General features: G+C 63.0%; 16 protein-coding genes. 5 read left to right on the top strand and 11 right to left on the bottom strand.

All coding sequences use genetic code 11. From position 1 onward, the window contains the following. Window positions 1-229 precede the first annotated feature (229 nt). From DMX11_RS17240 to DMX11_RS17230, 3 genes are all read left to right on the top strand, one after another. Window positions 230-670 carry a YkvA family protein gene (locus DMX11_RS17240; protein WP_110745597.1) on the top strand — a complete coding sequence of 147 codons (441 nt, stop codon included), beginning with the start codon at window positions 230-232 and terminating at the stop codon, window positions 668-670. Window positions 671-781: 111 nt separating this feature from the next. Next, window positions 782-1,117, top strand: coding sequence for a helix-turn-helix transcriptional regulator (locus DMX11_RS17235; protein WP_110745596.1), 336 nt, complete (start codon window positions 782-784; stop codon window positions 1,115-1,117). Next, on the top strand, window positions 1,114-1,482 hold the full coding sequence (locus DMX11_RS17230; protein ID WP_013971408.1) for a hypothetical protein: 369 nt from the start codon (window positions 1,114-1,116) through the stop codon (window positions 1,480-1,482). The genes DMX11_RS17235 and DMX11_RS17230 overlap by 4 nt, the downstream gene beginning before the upstream one ends. 48 nt (window positions 1,483-1,530) lie before the next feature. Here DMX11_RS17230 and DMX11_RS17225 read toward each other — a convergent pair whose 3' ends face one another. Both DMX11_RS17225 and DMX11_RS17220 read right to left on the bottom strand, forming a co-directional pair. Next, window positions 1,531-2,511, bottom strand: a complete 981-nt coding sequence (locus DMX11_RS17225) for an EAL domain-containing protein (RefSeq protein ID WP_110745595.1) — start codon at window positions 2,509-2,511, stop codon at window positions 1,531-1,533. 119 nt (window positions 2,512-2,630) lie between these two features. Next, window positions 2,631-4,712 carry a carboxy terminal-processing peptidase gene (locus DMX11_RS17220; protein ID WP_177410756.1) on the bottom strand — a complete coding sequence of 694 codons (2,082 nt, stop codon included), beginning with the start codon at window positions 4,710-4,712 and terminating at the stop codon, window positions 2,631-2,633. A 143-nt stretch (window positions 4,713-4,855) separates the two neighbouring features. On the opposite strand from DMX11_RS17220, the gene DMX11_RS17215 reads away from it, so the two are divergent. After that, window positions 4,856-5,818, top strand: a complete 963-nt coding sequence (locus DMX11_RS17215) for an NAD(P)H-quinone oxidoreductase (protein WP_110745593.1) — start codon at window positions 4,856-4,858, stop codon at window positions 5,816-5,818. 50 nt (window positions 5,819-5,868) lie between these two features. Here DMX11_RS17215 and DMX11_RS17210 read toward each other — a convergent pair whose 3' ends face one another. The 6 genes from DMX11_RS17210 to DMX11_RS17185 all read right to left on the bottom strand — a co-directional run bounded on the left by DMX11_RS17210 (window position 5,869) and on the right by DMX11_RS17185 (window position 11,156). After that, window positions 5,869-6,522: an HAD family phosphatase gene (locus DMX11_RS17210; RefSeq protein WP_110745592.1), complete on the bottom strand. Its 654-nt coding sequence runs from the start codon at window positions 6,520-6,522 to the stop codon at window positions 5,869-5,871. Window positions 6,523-6,536: 14 nt separating this feature from the next. Then, window positions 6,537-7,526: an ABC transporter ATP-binding protein gene (locus DMX11_RS17205; protein ID WP_110745591.1), complete on the bottom strand. Its 990-nt coding sequence runs from the start codon at window positions 7,524-7,526 to the stop codon at window positions 6,537-6,539. A 1-nt stretch (window position 7,527) separates the two neighbouring features. After that, complete coding sequence (locus DMX11_RS17200) at window positions 7,528-8,322, bottom strand: ABC transporter permease (protein WP_110745590.1); 795 nt, start codon at window positions 8,320-8,322, stop codon at window positions 7,528-7,530. Next, entirely contained in the window at window positions 8,312-9,142 is an 831-nt protein-coding gene (locus DMX11_RS17195) for an ABC transporter permease subunit (RefSeq protein ID WP_177410755.1), read from the bottom strand. The genes DMX11_RS17200 and DMX11_RS17195 overlap by 11 nt, the downstream gene beginning before the upstream one ends. Further along, complete coding sequence (locus DMX11_RS17190; RefSeq protein ID WP_110745588.1) at window positions 9,139-9,945, bottom strand: alkaline phosphatase family protein; 807 nt, start codon at window positions 9,943-9,945, stop codon at window positions 9,139-9,141. The genes DMX11_RS17195 and DMX11_RS17190 overlap by 4 nt, the downstream gene beginning before the upstream one ends. Before the next feature lie 146 nt (window positions 9,946-10,091). Further along, a complete protein-coding gene (locus DMX11_RS17185; RefSeq protein WP_110745587.1) occupies window positions 10,092-11,156 on the bottom strand; it encodes an ABC transporter substrate-binding protein in 1,065 nt (354 codons plus the stop codon). 318 nt (window positions 11,157-11,474) lie between these two features. Here DMX11_RS17185 and DMX11_RS17180 point away from each other — a divergent pair, with 318 nt between their 5' ends. Beyond that, window positions 11,475-12,188: a UTRA domain-containing protein gene (locus DMX11_RS17180; RefSeq protein ID WP_110745586.1), complete on the top strand. Its 714-nt coding sequence runs from the start codon at window positions 11,475-11,477 to the stop codon at window positions 12,186-12,188. A gap of 39 nt (window positions 12,189-12,227) precedes the next feature. Here the strand turns inward: DMX11_RS17180 and DMX11_RS17175 are convergent, their stop codons facing one another. The 3 genes from DMX11_RS17175 to DMX11_RS17170 all read right to left on the bottom strand — a co-directional run bounded on the left by DMX11_RS17175 (window position 12,228) and on the right by DMX11_RS17170 (window position 16,008). Beyond that, entirely contained in the window at window positions 12,228-14,381 is a 2,154-nt protein-coding gene (locus DMX11_RS17175) for a mechanosensitive ion channel family protein (RefSeq protein ID WP_110745627.1), read from the bottom strand. A gap of 44 nt (window positions 14,382-14,425) precedes the next feature. Continuing rightward, the gene (locus tag DMX11_RS26070; RefSeq protein WP_012271002.1) at window positions 14,426-14,593 is read right to left on the bottom strand and encodes a hypothetical protein; all 168 of its coding nucleotides are present in this window, start codon (window positions 14,591-14,593) and stop codon (window positions 14,426-14,428) included. A gap of 125 nt (window positions 14,594-14,718) precedes the next feature. Next, entirely contained in the window at window positions 14,719-16,008 is a 1,290-nt protein-coding gene (locus tag DMX11_RS17170; protein WP_110745585.1) for a M18 family aminopeptidase, read from the bottom strand. Window positions 16,009-16,099: the final 91 nt, after the last annotated feature.

Here is a 16,099-nt window from a genome sequence, read left to right as displayed (position 1 = left end):
ACGAACCTGTAAGTGCTGGTACTGTCCCAGCAAAGGCAATGTGAAGAAGCAGGACGCTGCTGACGCAAATCGTTTGCGCTGCAGGTAGCTGCCGCGTGAAACGACTGTGTAAAAAACGCCCGATCTGACCGGGGCCCTTGCCCGGCAGGCACCCCGGGTCAGAATCTTCGCCCTGTTCACAAGGTTATCCACAATAAATGTGGATAACCTTTTCCCTCTCGGAGGCTCCATGAGCGCACCCTGGAATTTCGCCCGTTTCCTGCCGCTGGCCGAGCGCCTGCTCAGTCGCGGCCGATTGCCGGCATTGCTGTTCGCCGTGGCGCGCAAAGGCCCGCGCCTTGGCCAATTGCGTGAAGACGTAAAGCTGTTGCAGTCGCTGTGCCTGGCCTGGTGGCGTGGCGAATACCGCGCCATCAGCCCGAAGGCTTTGGTTACCATCGTCGCTGGCCTGCTGTATTTCGTCAGCCCCATCGATGCCATCCCCGACTGGTTGCTGGGTGTGGGTTTCCTCGATGACATCGCGGTGCTGGGCTGGGTGTTGAAGACCGTGGCCGACGAACTGGCGCGCTTCAAGGCCTGGCGCGACAGCCAGGCGCCCGAGCGACTGCGGGTGGTCGAGCGCCTGCCCGATACCCCGGAAGCGCTGCGGCTCGAACGCAATACCCCGTAAAACCGAGCACAACTGCGCCGCAACTGCACAGACCCCAGAGTTGGTAATATAATTGGCATAAGGGTTATGCCTACGGATTACATGCTGTAATCCTTTTTAAAGGGGTTTGTAATGGGTATTCAGGTCATCAGCCGGGACGGTCAACCCGAGTACGCCGTTGTTCCCTGGGAACAGTATCAAGCGCTGCTCAAGGCAGCAGGCCAGGCACCCGCCGAGGCGGTTGCCAGCGAGCCGGCTGCGACTGCCGCAGCGCCGTTGCCGGCGTTCAGTGAGGTTGGCCAAATTCGCCAGGCCAAGGGCATCGCACCCGAGCAACTGGCGCGTAATGTCGGGGTAAGCCCAGCGTATCTGGCCATGATCGAATCGGGCGAACGCGAGCCGGATGCGGCTATCCGCCGTGCCTTGGCCTGGCACCTTGGGGTGGCTGGCTGGAGCGAGCCATCATGAGCCAGGTCAGGATCAGCCGTCAGCATTGGGATAACCTGCTGGGCGAGCTTGACCTGGCCCGTCGTCAACGTCACCTGCTGACTTACCGAGCGCTGATCGAGCGCTTGCAACTGCCCAGTCCGGCCATGCAGACATTGACTGCCGCGCTGGAATACCTGGCGGTGCTGGATGCCCGTGCCGAGCAGCCCCTGCGCAGCTCGCTGGTGATCAGCCAGGGCGCTAGCCGTTTGCCGCGCACCGGCTTTTTCGAATGCGTTGAGCGCCTAGGGCGTTTTTCTGGTCCGGTGGATGGCATGGAGGCGGCGTCGTGGCATGCCTCAGAGGTGGTGCGGGTGTTCGAGTACAGCTACCCCGAAACGGCCTGACTCCTAGCCTGTCACGGCGCTGTTGCCGGCAGGCCAGCCCCTACAGGCTCACCGCAGGCCCTGAGCCCCGTGCCTTGACGGCGGAAACCGGCTGGCCGGCGATAGGGCCATTACCGGCAGCGCAGCCCTGTGAATCAGCCCACAAGCCCTGCCATCAGCGTCAACAACCCCCAATGCATCCAGGTGCTGATGGCGGCCAAACAACTCCAGCAACTGCCCGATCGTGGCATTGAGGCGCACCGTCGGCTGCTCGGCCGGCGGTATGTTCATCAGCATGGGCAATGGCCGGCTCTCACGCACCCCCAGCTCCTGTGGCCGCCCCAGCAGGTACCCCTGCACCAGGTCCACGCCCATCTCTTTCAGCACCACCAGCTCTTCGACCAACTCGATGCCTTCGGCAATCACTCGGGCCTTCGACGCCCGGGCAATCTGCAAGATCGAACCCACAAACTCGCGCTTGAGCGGATCGCGGTGAATGCCATCGATGAAGTGCCGGTCGATCTTCACGTATTCGGGGCGAAGTTCCGACCATAGGCGCAAGCTGGAATAACCAGCGCCCAGGTCGTCGATGGCAATCGAGAAACCCATGTCGCGATAATGGTGCAGGGCGTTGGATAACAGCTGGAAGTCGTCGGTCGGGGTGTGCTCGGTCAGTTCGATCACCACCCGGCTGGGCGGCAAGCCGACCTGTTCGAGTAGTTTGAGGGTGAGGCCGGACGGGTAGTGGGGTTCCAGCAGCGACTCCGGAGAGATGTTGAGAAACAACTTGCCCTGCAGCTGTTGCTCGCTGAAGCGGCGGCAGGCGCTTTCTCGGCAGGAGGCCTCCAGCTCGGTCAGGCGGCCCGCCTGTCGAGCGATGGTGAACAGGTTCAGCGGCGCATGCAGAGGGCTGTTGGACGGACCACGGCTCAACGCTTCATGGCCGAACACCCGTTGTTCGCTCAGGCACATGATCGGCTGAAACAGGCTGTGAATACTGCGTTGAGCCAGGATGGCACCCAAGGCATCGAGCTGTTCGGCAACGGTCATGACGTATTCCTGAAAATGAAAGGGCCGGGCATCTGCATGCCCGGCCCCCGTATTTCACGACAGCGCGATGACTGTTTGATGACAGGTCACATTAATCTGCCATCATCGCACTTGGTGCCTTACTTCTTGGCCACCTTGGTGCTGGCGCTGAGGTAGTCGATCAGGATGCGACCGGTTTCCGACAGGTAGGCGTCGTCTTCCGGCTTGGTGTTTTCATCCTCGGTCGGCAGCGCGTCTTCGTCTTCCTTCTTCAACTCCTTGAGCGGCTCTTCACCCTTGGCCTTGCGGCGGATGTTTTCCAGCGCCAGTTGCTTGGCCTCGATGTCATCGTGGCGCGCGCGGCGGTCCTGCTCGTTGAGGCTGACAGTCTTCTCGTCCATCAGCTTTTTGGTCAGGGCCAGGCGGTCGCGGATGTAGGTGAACTCGGCATCCTTGTCGCTACGTGCCTCATGCTGCGCCCTCAGCTGGGCCAGGAACGGCTTGAACGGGTCGGCTGCCGGCTTGACCACCGGGCGGATGGTGTCCCATGGCATGGCTTCTGGCAGTGCGCTCTCGCCGATTTCCTTGGTGTCGATGATCGACGGGTAGTCGATGTCCGGCAGCACGCCCTGGTGCTGGGTGCTCTGCCCGGAAACCCGGTAGAACTTGGCCAGGGTCAGCTTCAGTTCGCCATGGTTGAGCGGCTGGATGGTCTGCACGGTGCCTTTGCCGAAGGTCTGACCACCGATGATCAGCGCGCGGTGGTAGTCCTGCATGGCGCCGGCAAAGATCTCCGACGCCGAGGCGGACAGGCGGTTTACCAGCAGCGCCAGCGGGCCTTTGTAGAAGGCGCCTGGGTTTTCGTCTTCAAGCACGTCGACACGGCCGTCGCTGTTGCGCACCAGTACGGTCGGGCCTTTCTCGATGAACAGGCTGGTCAGTTCGGTGGCTTCCTGCAGCGAGCCACCGCCGTTGTTGCGCAGGTCGATGACCACGCCGTCGACTTTCTCTTTTTGCAGTTCGGTGAGCAGCTTCTTCACGTCACGCGTGGTGCTCTTGTACTCCGGGTCACCGGCGCGGTAGGCCTTGAAGTCGAGGTAGAAGGCCGGGATCTCGATGATGCCCAGTTTGTAGTCACGCCCGTCCTGCTTGAGCTTGAGCACCGACTTTTTCGCCGCTTGCTCTTCGAGCTTCACTGCTTCACGGGTGATCGAGACGATCTTGCTGGTCTGGTCGCTTGGCGCATTGCTGGCCGGGATGATTTCCAGGCGCACCACCGAGCCTTTCGGGCCGCGGATCAGCTTGACCACTTCGTCCAGGCGCCAGCCGACCACGTCGACCATTTCCTTGTTGCCCTGGGCCACACCGATGATCTTGTCGGCCGGAGCCACCTGCTTGGTCTTGGCTGCCGGGCCTGCCGGCACCAGGCGCACGATCTTGACCTGGTCGTTGTCGCTTTGCAGCACGGCGCCGATACCTTCCAGCGACAGGCTCATGTTGATGTCGAAGTTTTCCGCGTTGTCCGGCGACAGGTAGTTGGTGTGCGGGTCGTAGGACTGGGCAAACGTGTTGATGTAGGCCTGGAAGATATCCTCGGCACGGGTCTGGTCCAGGCGCGCCAGTTGGTTCTTGTAGCGCTTGGTCAGGGTTTCCTGGATCTGCTTGGGTTCCTTGCCGGCGATCTTCTGGCGCAGCACTTCGTCCTTGACGCGTTTGCGCCACAGGTCGTCGAGCTCGGCCTGATTCTTCAGCCACGGAGCATCCTTGCGGTCGATCAGCAAGGTTTCCTTGGTGTTGAAGTCGATCTTGTCCACGCCCTTGTTCAGCTCGGCCAGGGCAAAGTCCAGGCGCTGCTTGACGCGGTCGAGGTAGCGTTTGTAGATGGTGAAGCCCGGGTCAAGGTTGCCGCTCTTGAGGAAATCGTCGAATTGCGTTTTCCACTTGTCGAATTCGGCAATGTCGGCCGCGGTGAAGTAGCTGCGCGCCGGGTCCAGCAGCTTGATGTAGCTGTCGTAGATGATGACCGAACGGGCGTCGTCCAGCGGCGGCTTGCTGTAGTGGTGGCGCTTGAGCAGTTCCACCACGTTGAGGCTGGCGACGATCTCGTCGCGGTCCGGCTGCAGGCTGTCCCACTTGTTGGCGGCCGCCGCATTGCCGCCGAGCGTGAGGCTGCCCAGGCCAACCATCAGGGCCAGCGCGGTGCTTGGAAGGAAATGCTTCATGCTGATTCGACGTGGGGGCATTTGATCACGCATAGTAGGCCGTCTATTCCGTTCGCCGGTTCCAGGGGAGCCGGGCGCATACTGCAAAAAGCCTGGGCACAACGATCCCAGGCTCGGTCATATGATTCAACTATGGAGGCACTGTGAAGGCATTGCAAGGCGTTGACGGACATGTGGCCTGGGTCGAGGCGGAACGCCCGGCCTGTGACGCGGGCCAAGTGCGCATTCGCGTGGCTGCAGCCGGGCTGAACCGCGCCGATCTGCTGCAGATGAAAGGTTTGTACCCACCACCGCCAGGCGCCAGCCCTTACATGGGCCTGGAGTGTGCCGGGGTGATCGCAGAGGTGGGGGCTGGTGCCGACTGGCGCGTGGGCGACCGCGTGTGCGCGCTGCTGGCCAGCGGCGCCATGGCCGAGGAAGTGGTGGTCGATGCCCGCCATGTGTTGCCGGTGCCGGAGGGCCTGAGCCTGCATGAAGCGGCAGGGTTGCCGGAAGTGTATGCCACCGCCTGGCTGAACATCTTCCAGCTGGGTGCGGTGAAGGCGGGTGAGAAGGTGTTGGTACACGCGGGTGCCAGTGGCGTGGGCTCGGCTGCCATCCAGCTGTGCAAGGCGTTTGGCAGCCCGGTGTGGGTCAGCGTCGGTTCGCAGGACCGGCTGGCCTACTGCGAAGCACTGGGGGCAGCGGGTGGCGTGGTACGTAACGAAAACCTCGAAGCACTGGAAGGGTTCGGCCCCTTCGATGTGATTCTCGACCCGGTAGGGGCCAGCTACGGTGAACTCAACCTCAGGCTGCTGGCGCGTGATGGGCGCTGGGTGATCATCGGCCTGATGGGCGGGCGCAAGTTCGAACTGGACCTGGCGCAGGTGCTGGGCAAACGCCTGGAAATCACCGGCTCCACCCTGCGTAACCGCGATGACAGCTTCAAGGCCGAGCTGCTTCGCGAGTTGCAGCAGCAGGTGTGGCCGCTGTTCGCCGAAGGGCGCCTGTCGCCGCAACTGGTCGATACCTACCCGGTCGAGTTTGCCCAGGCCGCGTATGCCGAGCTTGAGACCAATCAGGTGTCGGGCAAGCTGGTCATGGTCATAGACCCAAGCCTGGTGTAAGCAGGCCTGGCCCTTTCGCGGCTTTGCCCGCGAAAGGGCCACACGAATCTTCAGTTCCAGCTGAGAATCGGCCAGCCGTTGGTCTCGGCATGCTCGCGCAACACCGCATCGGGGTTCACAACGTGCGGGTGATCCACCTTCAGTAACAACGGCAAGTCGTTGCGCGAGTCGGAATAGAAACTCGCCCCCTCCAGGTTCTCCTGCTCCTGGTCCAGCCATTCCAGCAAACGGGTGATCTTGCCTTCGCGGTAGGTCAGTACCCCACGGGTCTTGCCGGTGTACACCCCATTCACCGCCTCCAGCTCGATCGCCAGGTACTCATCTACCCCCAGCCGCGCTGCAATCGGCCCGACCAGGTGCGTGCCAGAAGCAGAAATGATCAGGATACGGTCGCCGCGCTTGCGGTGCTCGGCGATGTAACGGCAGGCGTCACCGTAGATGATCGGCTCGATCACCTCTTCAACCCACGGTTCGACCAGGTGCTCGACCTCTTCCAGGGTGCGCCCGGCGATAGGCTCCAGGCTGAAGGCCATGTACTCCTCCATCCGCAGGTGACCCTTGCCGTAAGCCTCCATCAGTTCGTGGTCGCGGCGCAGGAACTCCTTGCCGTCGACCCAGCCCAGCCGGGCCATCTGCTCGCTCCACAGCGACGCGCAGTCGCCGTGGATCAGGGTTTCGTCCAGATCGAAAATTGCCAGTGCCATCGTGATGAATCTCCTTAAGCCACTTCGCGTAGCGCCGTGGGGTCGATCGACACGCTTACCCGCTGCCCGTCAGCATGCAGGTCGGCCGGCGAGCGGTTGAGCACGTCGACCACCAGTTCCACGCCGCGCACCTGCACTCGGTAGCGGATCACGTTGCCCAGCAGGCTATGGCTGCGTACCTCGGCGTCCAGTTCGCCGTCGAGGCCCAGGCTGATCGACTCCGGGCGGATCGCCAGGCGGCTGGCCACCGGGCGTTGCAGCAGGCGGCTGGCGCTGTCGGCGTCGAGCAGGTTGTAGTTGCCGATGAAGCCGGCGGCAAACAGGTCCACCGGCGCGGTGTAGAGGGTTTCGGCATCGCCGCTCTGGACAATGCGCCCCTGGTTCATCAGGAAGATGCGGTCGGACATGGTCAGTGCCTCTTCCTGGTCGTGGGTGACGAAGATGGTGGTCAGCCCCAAGTCGCGCTGGATGGCGCGAATCTGCTCGCGCAGGTGCTTGCGAATGCGCGCATCCAGCGCCGACAGCGGCTCGTCGAGCAGCAACAGGCGCGGGCGGGTGACCAGCGAGCGGGCCAGGGCCACGCGCTGGCACTGGCCGCCTGACAACTGGTGCGGGTAACGCCCGGCAAACTTGCCCAGCTCCACCAGGTCCAGTGCCTCGCGCACCCGCAGCTGGCTTTCGTCGGGCTTGACCTTCTGCATGCGCAGGCCGAAGGCGACGTTCTGCTCCACGGTCATGTTGGGGAACAGCGCGTAGCTCTGAAACACCATGCCGATGCCACGCTTTTGCGGGCTCAGCGGCACGATGTCGTGGCCGTCCAGCAGGATCTGCCCGCTGTCCACCGGGGTCAGCCCGGCAATGCAGCGCAGCAGGGTGGACTTGCCGCAGCCCGAGGGGCCGAGCAGGGTCACGAACTCGCCGCGGTCGATGTGGCAGTCGATGCTCTCGAACACCGGGCTGCCGGCATAGCTCTTGTGCAGTTTCTGTACGCTGACGAAGCTCATGTCAGGTCTTGTCCTTGTTCAGGCGGTTGGCGACCCAGGTGAGTACCAGCACGAAGGCGAAGTAAGAGATCACCAGTGCGCTGTTGAAGTGGCCGCTGCTGTTGCGCATGTTGTTCAGGTACACCTGCAGGGTCTCGTAGCGGGTGCCGACCAGCAGGTTGGCGAACACGAACTCGCCGAACAGGAACGAGAACGACAGCAGCAGTGCCACCATCAGGCCCTTGCGCAGGTTTGGCAGCACCACCAGCAGCGCGGCCTGCCAGGTGCTGGCGCCGAGCAGCTGGGCGGCGTCCATCAGGTCGCGCAGGTTGATGGCCTGCAGGTTGTTGGTAATGGCCCGGTACATGAACGGCAGGGCAATGGTGAAGTAGCAGCCGATCAGGATCCACGGCGTGCCGACCATGGCCATCGGCCCGCTCCCATACAGCTGCAGCAGACCCACCGATGAAACCACCGGCGGTACCGCGAACGGCAACAGGATGAGGATGTTCATCAGCGCGTCGAGCCTGGGGAAGTGGTAGTGGACCACGAACAGCAGCGGCAGGATCAGCACCACCGACAGCAGCAGCGCGCCCACGCACACCAGCAGCGACTGGCCAAAGGCGGCGAGGAAGCGCGGCTCGCTCCACAGTGCGATGTACCACTTGAAGGTCAGGCCGCTGGGCAGCAGGCTGGCCGACCAGCTGGTAGCCAGCGAGTAGAGCAGGGTGCCGGCCAGGGGCAGCAGCAGGATCAGGAACAGCAGGTAGACCACGGCGCGGTGGTACCAGCCGCCGGAACGGGTGTCAGCGCGCATGGTAGCTCCGTTTCAGTAGCCATTGGTGCACCACCGTGACCAGCGTCATCAGCCCGACCAGTACCATCGCCAGGGCGCTGGCCAGGTTGGGGTCGAGGCTGATGTCACCGGCCACCAGGCCAGCGATGCGGATCGGCAGTACGTTGAAGTTGCCGGTGGTCAACGCGTACACGGTGGCGTAGGCGCCCAGGGCGTTGGCCAGCAGGATGACGAAGGTGCCAAGCAGGGCCGGGGTCAGCACTGGCAGGCCGATGTGCCGCCAGAATTGCCAGTGGCTGGCGCCCAGCAGCGCGGCCGATTCGCGCCAGTCCTCACGCAGGGCGTCGAACGCCGGGTACAGCAGCAACACGCCCAACGGGATCTGGAAGTAGGTGTACACCAGAATCAGGCCGCTCTTGGAATAGATGCTGAAGTCTTCCAGCAGGCCGACCTGCTTCAGCAGCAGGGTCAGCGCGCCATTGAAACCGAGCAGGATGATGAAGGCGAAGGCCAGCGGCACCCCGGCAAAGTTACTGGTCATGTTGGCGAAGGCGCTGACGAAATCGCGCAGTCTGGAATCCACCTGACGCAGCGAATAGGCACCGAGGGTGGCGATGATGATGCCGAACAGGCTCGACCAGAAGCTGATCTCCAGGCTGCGTTGCAGTGCCTGCAGGTAAAACTTCGAGGCGAACACCTTGCTGAAGTTGGCCACGCCCCAACCGGCTTCCGATTGCAGGCTGTTGATCGCCACCCAGGCCAGTGGCGCGACCTGGAAGATGACGAAGAACACGGCGAACGGCAGCAGGCAGAGCAGGGCCAGGTAGCGGCCACGGTTCACTTGAGCAACTCCCTGCACACCGTCTTGTCGTGGGCAGCGCCCAGCAGTTCGCAGATGGTCCCGCACAGCTCGGTCTGCAGTGGCTTGGCTGCCGGGTCGAGGCTGAAGGCGTCGCCAAACACGAACAACGGCACTTCACGTTCTTCAGCCAGCAGGCCGTTGTGCGAGCGGTCGTTGTTCATGCCATGGTCGGCTGTCACCAGTACCTGGTAGCCCTCCTCGAGCCAACCCGGCAGGTAGTCAGCCAGCAGGATATCGACGCTGCGCGCAGCGTTGCGGTATTGGCTGCTGTCCAGGCCATGGTGATGGCCGACGTCGTCGATGCTCATCGGGTGTACCAGCAGGAAGTTCGGTGCATGGCGGCGGCGCAGGTATTCGCCGTCGGCCAGCAGGTGCGAATCGGGGTAACGGTCGTCCCAGTAAAACAGCCCGTGCTGGATCGGCAGCTTGGGCGCGTGGGTATGGCGGTCGCGCTGCGGGTCGAAGGGCGAGCGGTTGTACAGTTCGCTCATCCAGTGATAGGCCGCCGCTGCCGTGCCCAGGTTGGCCTCGCGCGCGTAGTGGAAGACGCTGCGCTGGTTGGACAGGCGGTTGACATTGTTGTGCACGATGCCACTGTCGATGGGGGGTACGCCGGTGAGGATGCACTCGTACAGCGGCCGCGACAGCGATGGCAGTTCGCATTCCACACGGTACAGCGCGGCGCGGTCCGCCTCGACGTAGGCGTGCAGGTGGCCCATGGCGTGGTGGGCGACCTGGTAGTTGAGGCCGTCTAGCAAGACCAGGATGACGTTGTGCTGCATGGTGGCTCCAGTCATAAACCGCGTTGGCTTCTTCGCGGGTAAGCCCGCTCCCACAGGGACTGCACAAGGCTCAGGACCTGTGCTGTCCCTGTGGGAGCGGTTTTACCTACGAAAGGGCCGGATCAGGCACTACAAACGCTAGCCCCTTACTCCATCTCGATGATCACCTGCTCCTGCCACATCTGCGGCAGTTTCTTCGAGGTGGCTTCCCAGGCTTCGGCATTCTTGATCGGCTGGGCTGCACCGTACTGTTCGTTAGGCAGCAACTTGGCCTGCACATCCGCCGGCAGCGTCAGGTGCTCGGCACGGATTGGCCGAGCATGCCCCTTGGCCAGGTTGATCTGCCCGGCATCGCTGAAGATGTATTCCCGGGTCAGTTTGGCCGCGTTGGGGTGCTTGGCGTACTTGTTGATGACCGTGGTGTAGCCGGAGATCACCGAACCATCGGAGGGGATCAGCACTTCAAAGCGCTTGGGGTCGATCTGTTCACGGTAACTCAGGCCGTTGAAGTCCCACACCACGCCGACTTCCACTTCACCTTTTTCCAAGGTCTGGATGGTCGGGTTGGCCAGCGACAGGCGCTTCTGCTGGGCCAGCTTGGTGAACAGCTGCAGGCCTGGTGCTACGTTGGTTTCATCACCTTTGTAGGCAATGGCCGCAGCCAGCACGCCGTTGGCAGCCTGGGCGGCGGTACCGACGTCACCGATGGCAACCTTGTACTTGCCTTTTTCCAGGTCATGCCAGGTTTTCGGCCGTTCTTCTTCCTTGACCAGGTCCTTGTTGATGATGAAGGCGATGGTGCCGGTATAGGCCAGCGCCCAGTGGCCATCCTTGTCCTTGGCCCACTCCGGCACCTGGTCCCACGTGCTTGGCTTGTACGGCTGGCTCACGCCCTTGGTCACTGCGATCGGGCCGAAGGCGGCACCCACATCGCCAATGTCGGCGCTGGCGTTGTCCTTCTCTGCCTCGAACTTGGCCAGCTCCTGGGCCGAGCTCATGTCGGTGTCGCTGTGCTTGAGGCCATATTTGCTGGCAAGGTCTTCCCAGGTGCCTTTCCAGTTGGCCCAGGCATCAGGCATGCCCACGCTGTTGACGGTACCTTCCTTGCGGGCGGCGTCTTCCAAAGCCTTGAGATCAGGGCCGGCGGCCATGGCCGAGGTGCACAAGGTGATGGCCGAGCCGAGCAGTGACGCCATGAACAACTTTTTCATCCGAAGCTCCTTGGTATGGGTGCCTTTAGCGATCGTTGTTATGAGTGAAGCGGTTGTCTGGTGACCGTTGGTCTAGGTCAGCAAAGCTTGAGCCAAGGTAGGCCGCTTGCGTGACAATTTGATGTAGGGCTACACCTGAAACGGCCCTGAGACTACAGCGTAGACCACCTGACTGGCCCGGTTCTGCTGGGTTGGCGCGTTTTTGGCAGTGCTTGCTGCCGGCCTTTGTCACAGGATGTTCATCAGCCCTGCCTAGGCTGCACTAATCTTCACAGGCCCCTTCGTGGGGCTGGACTAGTCCAGATAGGTAACCTTTTGATGCAGTCGACGCCACCGCGTGCGGTAACAGCCATCTGCCATGCCTTGCAGGAGCAGATCGAGCACGGCTTGCTGGCGCCGGGCGGCAAGCTGCCGGCCGAGCGCCGGCTCAGCGAGGTGTTCGATACCACCCGCATTACCCTGCGCGAGGCGCTGGTGCAGTTGGAAGCCCAAGGCTTGATCTACCGCGAAGAACGCCGCGGTTGGTTTGTTGCGCCGCAGCGGCTGACCTACGACCTGATCCAGCGCAGCCACTTCCATGCCATGGTGCGTGAACAGGGCCGAGTGGCCAGCACCGAGCTGTTGTCGGCGCGGCTGCAGCCAGCCTCGGCGGCCATCTGTGCGCGCCTGCAGTTGCCGGCGTTGTCGAGTGTGGTGCGGATCTGCCGGTTACGCCGTATCGATGGGCGAGCGGTGCTGTACGCCGAGCATTACCTCAACCCCCGGTATTTTCCGGATATTCTCGAACAGGACCTGGCGCAGTCGCTGACCGAGATCTATGGGCGGGTGTACGGCATCCGCTATGGGCAGGTGTGCTTCGAGATTTTGCCCACGGCATTGCCGGTGGCGGCAGCCAGTGCACTGAAGGTGTCGGCGGGCAGCCCGGGGTTGCACATCACCCGGGTCAACAGTGACCAGCATGGGCACCTGATCGACTGTGACCTGGAGTTTTGGCGGCATGATGCAATCCGCATCCGCGCCCAGGTGGGCTAGCCCGACGGTTGCTTCCCAGGGGTTGCCCGCGAAAGGGCCCTAACTGGATGAACCGGTTTCTGCCATCCCACCACCCCCGGCGGTCACCACCTGCACCGACAGCCGCGGCGTCGCCAGGTCGAGCCCTGCCTCGTCCAGCTGCCGCTTCAGCGCAAGGTTGAACGCCCGCGACACTTCCCATTGCTTGATCGGCGCCGTCTTGAACCGCGCCCGTAAGATCGCCGACCCTGACTCGAAACTTTCCACCCCCTGCAACTCCAGCGGCGACCAGATATTGCGGCGCATCAGCGGGTCGTTGCGCAGTTTCTGCCCCACCTCGCGAATCAGCGTGATGGCCTGGTCGATGTTCATGCTGTGCGGGATCGCGACGCGGAAGATCGCGTAGCCGAACTCGCGCGAGTAGTTCTTGATGCTCTTGATCTCGCTGAATGGGATGGTATGCACGATGCCGTCGATATCGCGCAGGCGCACGGTGCGAATGGTCAGCCCCTCCACCGTGCCAAGGTGGCCGCCCACATCCACATAGTCGTCTATGGCCAGCGAGTCCTCGATGATGATGAACAGCCCGGTGATCAGGTCGGCCACCAGCGACTGTGCGCCAAAACCGATGGCCAGACCGATCACACCGGCACCGGCCAGCAGCGGGGTGACGTTCATGCCCATGTTGGCCAGGGCGACGATTACCGCAATGATGAAAATGACCACGAACATCACGTTGCGGATCAACGGCATCATGGTTTGCGCACGGGCATTGGCCAAGCCCCGGCGCGAGCGTACCAGGGCATGGTGCACGGCGGTGTCGGCGAGGATCCACACCAGCCAGGCGACGATCAGCGTCCCGGCCAGGCCCAGCAGGCGCACGCTGATGTCGTGGCCGTCGCCTTCGGCGAAGCTGATCATCGACAGGCCCCACACGCGCAGGCCCAGCTCGATGAACAGCAGCCAGATGAGCAGGTGCACCAGCAGGTAGCCGAAGTTGCGCAGGCGCTCGGCGTAGACCGCCTGGCGCTTGCTGGCGCGCTTGGGGTTGGCCGCGTGGCGGCGTACCAGGCCGTTGAGCACCATGCACACCACCACCAGCACAGTGCACATCAGCGACTGGCGCAGGGCGGTGCTGGTGTCGCCGGCAGACACGAAGGTGGCGAACAGCGAGATCGCCACCAGGATCAGCGCCGGGATGAACCAGAAGCTGCCGAGAATCTCGATGGTGTCGCTGAGCGTGCGCCGTGTCAGGCGCCGCGACAACGGCTGGTTGCGGATCAGGTGGGCGATCGGACGGCGGAAGCGCAGGATGAACAACCCGGTGCACAGCGCGGCGATGACGTTGGCCAGGGTTGCGAGGGCGTGGGCAAGGTGGGTGCCGAGAGCCACCAGCATGCGCGGGTCGCTCATCGCCTCGCCAAATGCGGCGAAGCTGCCGATCAGCCACAGCGGGCGGAACGCCTGGTGGCGCAGGATGTGCAGGGCGCGATGGCGGTGCGGGCCATCGAGCAACGAGAAGGCGATGACGCAGATGGCCGAGAAGCAGGTGCCGACCACCAGGGCGTAGGCCAGCACCATGGCCAGTGATTTACCCAGCGACGGTGGCAGTACGAAGCTCAGGTATACGGTGAACACCAGCGCTACCAGCCACGGGCCCAGCTTGCGCAAGGCAAAGCGCACCAGGTCCCAGGTGCGCGGGTGCTGTGGCAGTTCTTCGCTCAGGCCGAAACGCAGGCGTATCCGGTGCCCGACCCAGTTGAAGGCATAGGCCAGCATGCTCCACACGGCAATCACTGCGGCAAAGCCGAACAGGATGGCCGGCCACTGGTGCACCGGCACCATCAGTTCGGTCAGTTCGGTTTGCGCCAGCTCGATTTCCGCGGCCCAGCGGTGGAAGGGGCTGGCGTCGCCGCTGAACTGTTTCTCGAAATCATGCAGGGCGCCGCCGATCAGGCCGAGCACGCCCTGTTCGACACTGGGTTGTGACTGTTTGGTGGCGTCGCGCAGCTTTTTCAGGTCCGCCAGCAGCTTGGCCCGTTGCTGGTCGTTTTCGAGGTTCTTGATCACCTCGTCCAGCGACTTGCCCAGCGGCTCGGTGGCCTCTGGTTGCGCGGGCGCACTACCGCCCAGCAGGCTCGGCAGGCCGGCCGCCTGGGTCGGGGGGATGAACAGCAACAGCAGCAGGAACAGGTAACGCAGGAGGGCAGGCACTGGCAAATCTACCTCAGGTCAAACGATTGACCGAGTGTAGAGGTTTACGTCGGCAGTTTCTCGAGGATCTTCCAGCAGGTGAGGCCAAAAATGCCCAAGGTGCCGATCCACATCATCAGTACCCCAATATTGCGTTCGCGCATGCTGAAGCCAATGGTCAGCAGCAACAGGAACAGGAACACCGGCACGAACAGCGACAGAAACGGGGACATGGACAGCAATCCTTTTGCAGTGGGGCCATGTATTAAGCATAGCCCTTTGCAAGCGAAGCGGGATTGACCCTGAGCAGGTTTGGCCTTTTGGCGGGCTTGCCCGCGAAAAGGCCGGCCTGGCTACATCAAGGCAGCTCGCGGCTACGGTAGAAGGCGGTCAGCACCTTCACCAGGTGCGCCAGGTCATGGCTGCCGCACAGCTCGCGAATGGAATGCATGGCAAAGGTCGGCAAGCCGATATCCACCGTACGCACGCCCAGGTGGCTTGCCGTGATCGGCCCGATGGTCGAGCCACAGCCCATGTCGCTGCGCACCACAAAGCTTTGCACCGGCACTTCCTCGGCCATGCACAGGTGGCGGAAGAACCCGGCGGTTTCACTGTTGGTGGCGTAGCGCTGGTTGTTGTTCACCTTGATCACCGGCCCCGCGTTCAGCTTGGGACCGTGGTTGCCGTCGTGCTTGTCGGCGTAGTTGGGGTGCACTCCGTGGGCATTGTCGGCCGACACCATCAGCGAGCGCTGGATGGTACGCACGTAGGCGTCGCCGTCTGGCAGCAAGCGCTGCAAGGTCTGCTCCAGCATCGGGCCATCGGCACCGCAGGCCGAGCAGCTGCCGACTTCCTCGTGGTCGTTGCACACCAGTACGCAGGTTTCATGGCTGTCGGCGGCCAGCAGCGCTTGCAGGCCGGCATAGCACGACAGCAGGTTGTCCAGGCGGGCGCCGGCGATGAAGTCACCGTTCAGGCCGATCAGGGCGGCACTCTGGGTGTCGTAGAAGCTCAGTTCGTAGTCCAGCACCACGTCGGCGATCAGTTCGTGTTCGCGGGCCAGTTGTTCGGTGAGCAGGGCGCGGAAGTCGACGCGTTCGTCACCAGCCACCTGGGCGAGGATGGGCGGCAATTCGTTCTGCGGATTGATCTGCCAGCCTTCGTTGGCGGTGCGGTTCAAGTGGATCGCCAGGTTGGGGATGATCGCGATCGGCAGCTTGAAGTCGATCAGCTGGCTTTCGACCTTGCCGTCACGGCGGTAGGTGACGCGCCCGGCCAGCGAAAGATCGCGGTCGAACCACGGTGCCAGCAGGGCGCCGCCGTAGACTTCCACGCCCAGTTGCAGGAAGCCTTGGCGCTGCAGCTCGGGCTGTGGCTTGACCCGCAGGCACGGGCTGTCGGTGTGCGCGCCGACCATGCGAATACCGTTGAGCAGCGGGTCTTGCTTGCCCAACTGAATGGCGATGATCGAAGAATCGTTACGGGTGACGTAGTAGCGGCCGCCAAGCTCGACGACCCAGCTGTCGCGCTCGTCCAGGCGCTGGTAGCCGGCCGCCTCCAGGCGCTGGGCCAGGCTGGCGGTGGCGTGGAAGGGCGTTGGGGAGGCCTTGAGAAAGTCGATAAGGCCAGAATTCAGTGCGTCGCGCATAGCTCACTCCAAACAGCAGTGGCGCGAGTTTAGCCTATTAAGTCGACAAATTGTGTCGGCCTCTTCGCGGCTAAAGCCACTCCCACAGGTA

Origin of the sequence: Pseudomonas sp. LB-090624, assembly GCF_003205205.1 — a bacterium.
In the GTDB taxonomy this organism is placed as follows: Bacteria; Pseudomonadota; Gammaproteobacteria; order Pseudomonadales; family Pseudomonadaceae; genus Aquipseudomonas.
Note: the sequence above shows the minus strand (reverse complement) of the source record. Positions and strands in the feature narration are given on the sequence as shown.

Coding starts and splice junctions, on each gene's coding strand:
- DMX11_RS17235 (WP_110745596.1), top strand. CDS start 782: ATGGGTATTCAGGTCATCAGCCGGGACGGTCAACCCGAGTACGCCGTT.
- DMX11_RS17220 (WP_177410756.1), bottom strand. CDS start 4,712: ATGAAGCATTTCCTTCCAAGCACCGCGCTGGCCCTGATGGTTGGCCTG.
- DMX11_RS17225 (WP_110745595.1), bottom strand. CDS start 2,511: ATGACCGTTGCCGAACAGCTCGATGCCTTGGGTGCCATCCTGGCTCAA.
- DMX11_RS17180 (WP_110745586.1), top strand. CDS start 11,475: ATGCAGTCGACGCCACCGCGTGCGGTAACAGCCATCTGCCATGCCTTG.
- DMX11_RS17190 (WP_110745588.1), bottom strand. CDS start 9,945: ATGCAGCACAACGTCATCCTGGTCTTGCTAGACGGCCTCAACTACCAG.
- DMX11_RS17185 (WP_110745587.1), bottom strand. CDS start 11,156: ATGAAAAAGTTGTTCATGGCGTCACTGCTCGGCTCGGCCATCACCTTG.
- DMX11_RS17230 (WP_013971408.1), top strand. CDS start 1,114: ATGAGCCAGGTCAGGATCAGCCGTCAGCATTGGGATAACCTGCTGGGC.
- DMX11_RS26070 (WP_012271002.1), bottom strand. CDS start 14,593: ATGTCCCCGTTTCTGTCGCTGTTCGTGCCGGTGTTCCTGTTCCTGTTG.
- DMX11_RS17210 (WP_110745592.1), bottom strand. CDS start 6,522: ATGGCACTGGCAATTTTCGATCTGGACGAAACCCTGATCCACGGCGAC.
- DMX11_RS17205 (WP_110745591.1), bottom strand. CDS start 7,526: ATGAGCTTCGTCAGCGTACAGAAACTGCACAAGAGCTATGCCGGCAGC.
- DMX11_RS17200 (WP_110745590.1), bottom strand. CDS start 8,322: ATGCGCGCTGACACCCGTTCCGGCGGCTGGTACCACCGCGCCGTGGTC.
- DMX11_RS17240 (WP_110745597.1), top strand. CDS start 230: ATGAGCGCACCCTGGAATTTCGCCCGTTTCCTGCCGCTGGCCGAGCGC.
- DMX11_RS17170 (WP_110745585.1), bottom strand. CDS start 16,008: ATGCGCGACGCACTGAATTCTGGCCTTATCGACTTTCTCAAGGCCTCC.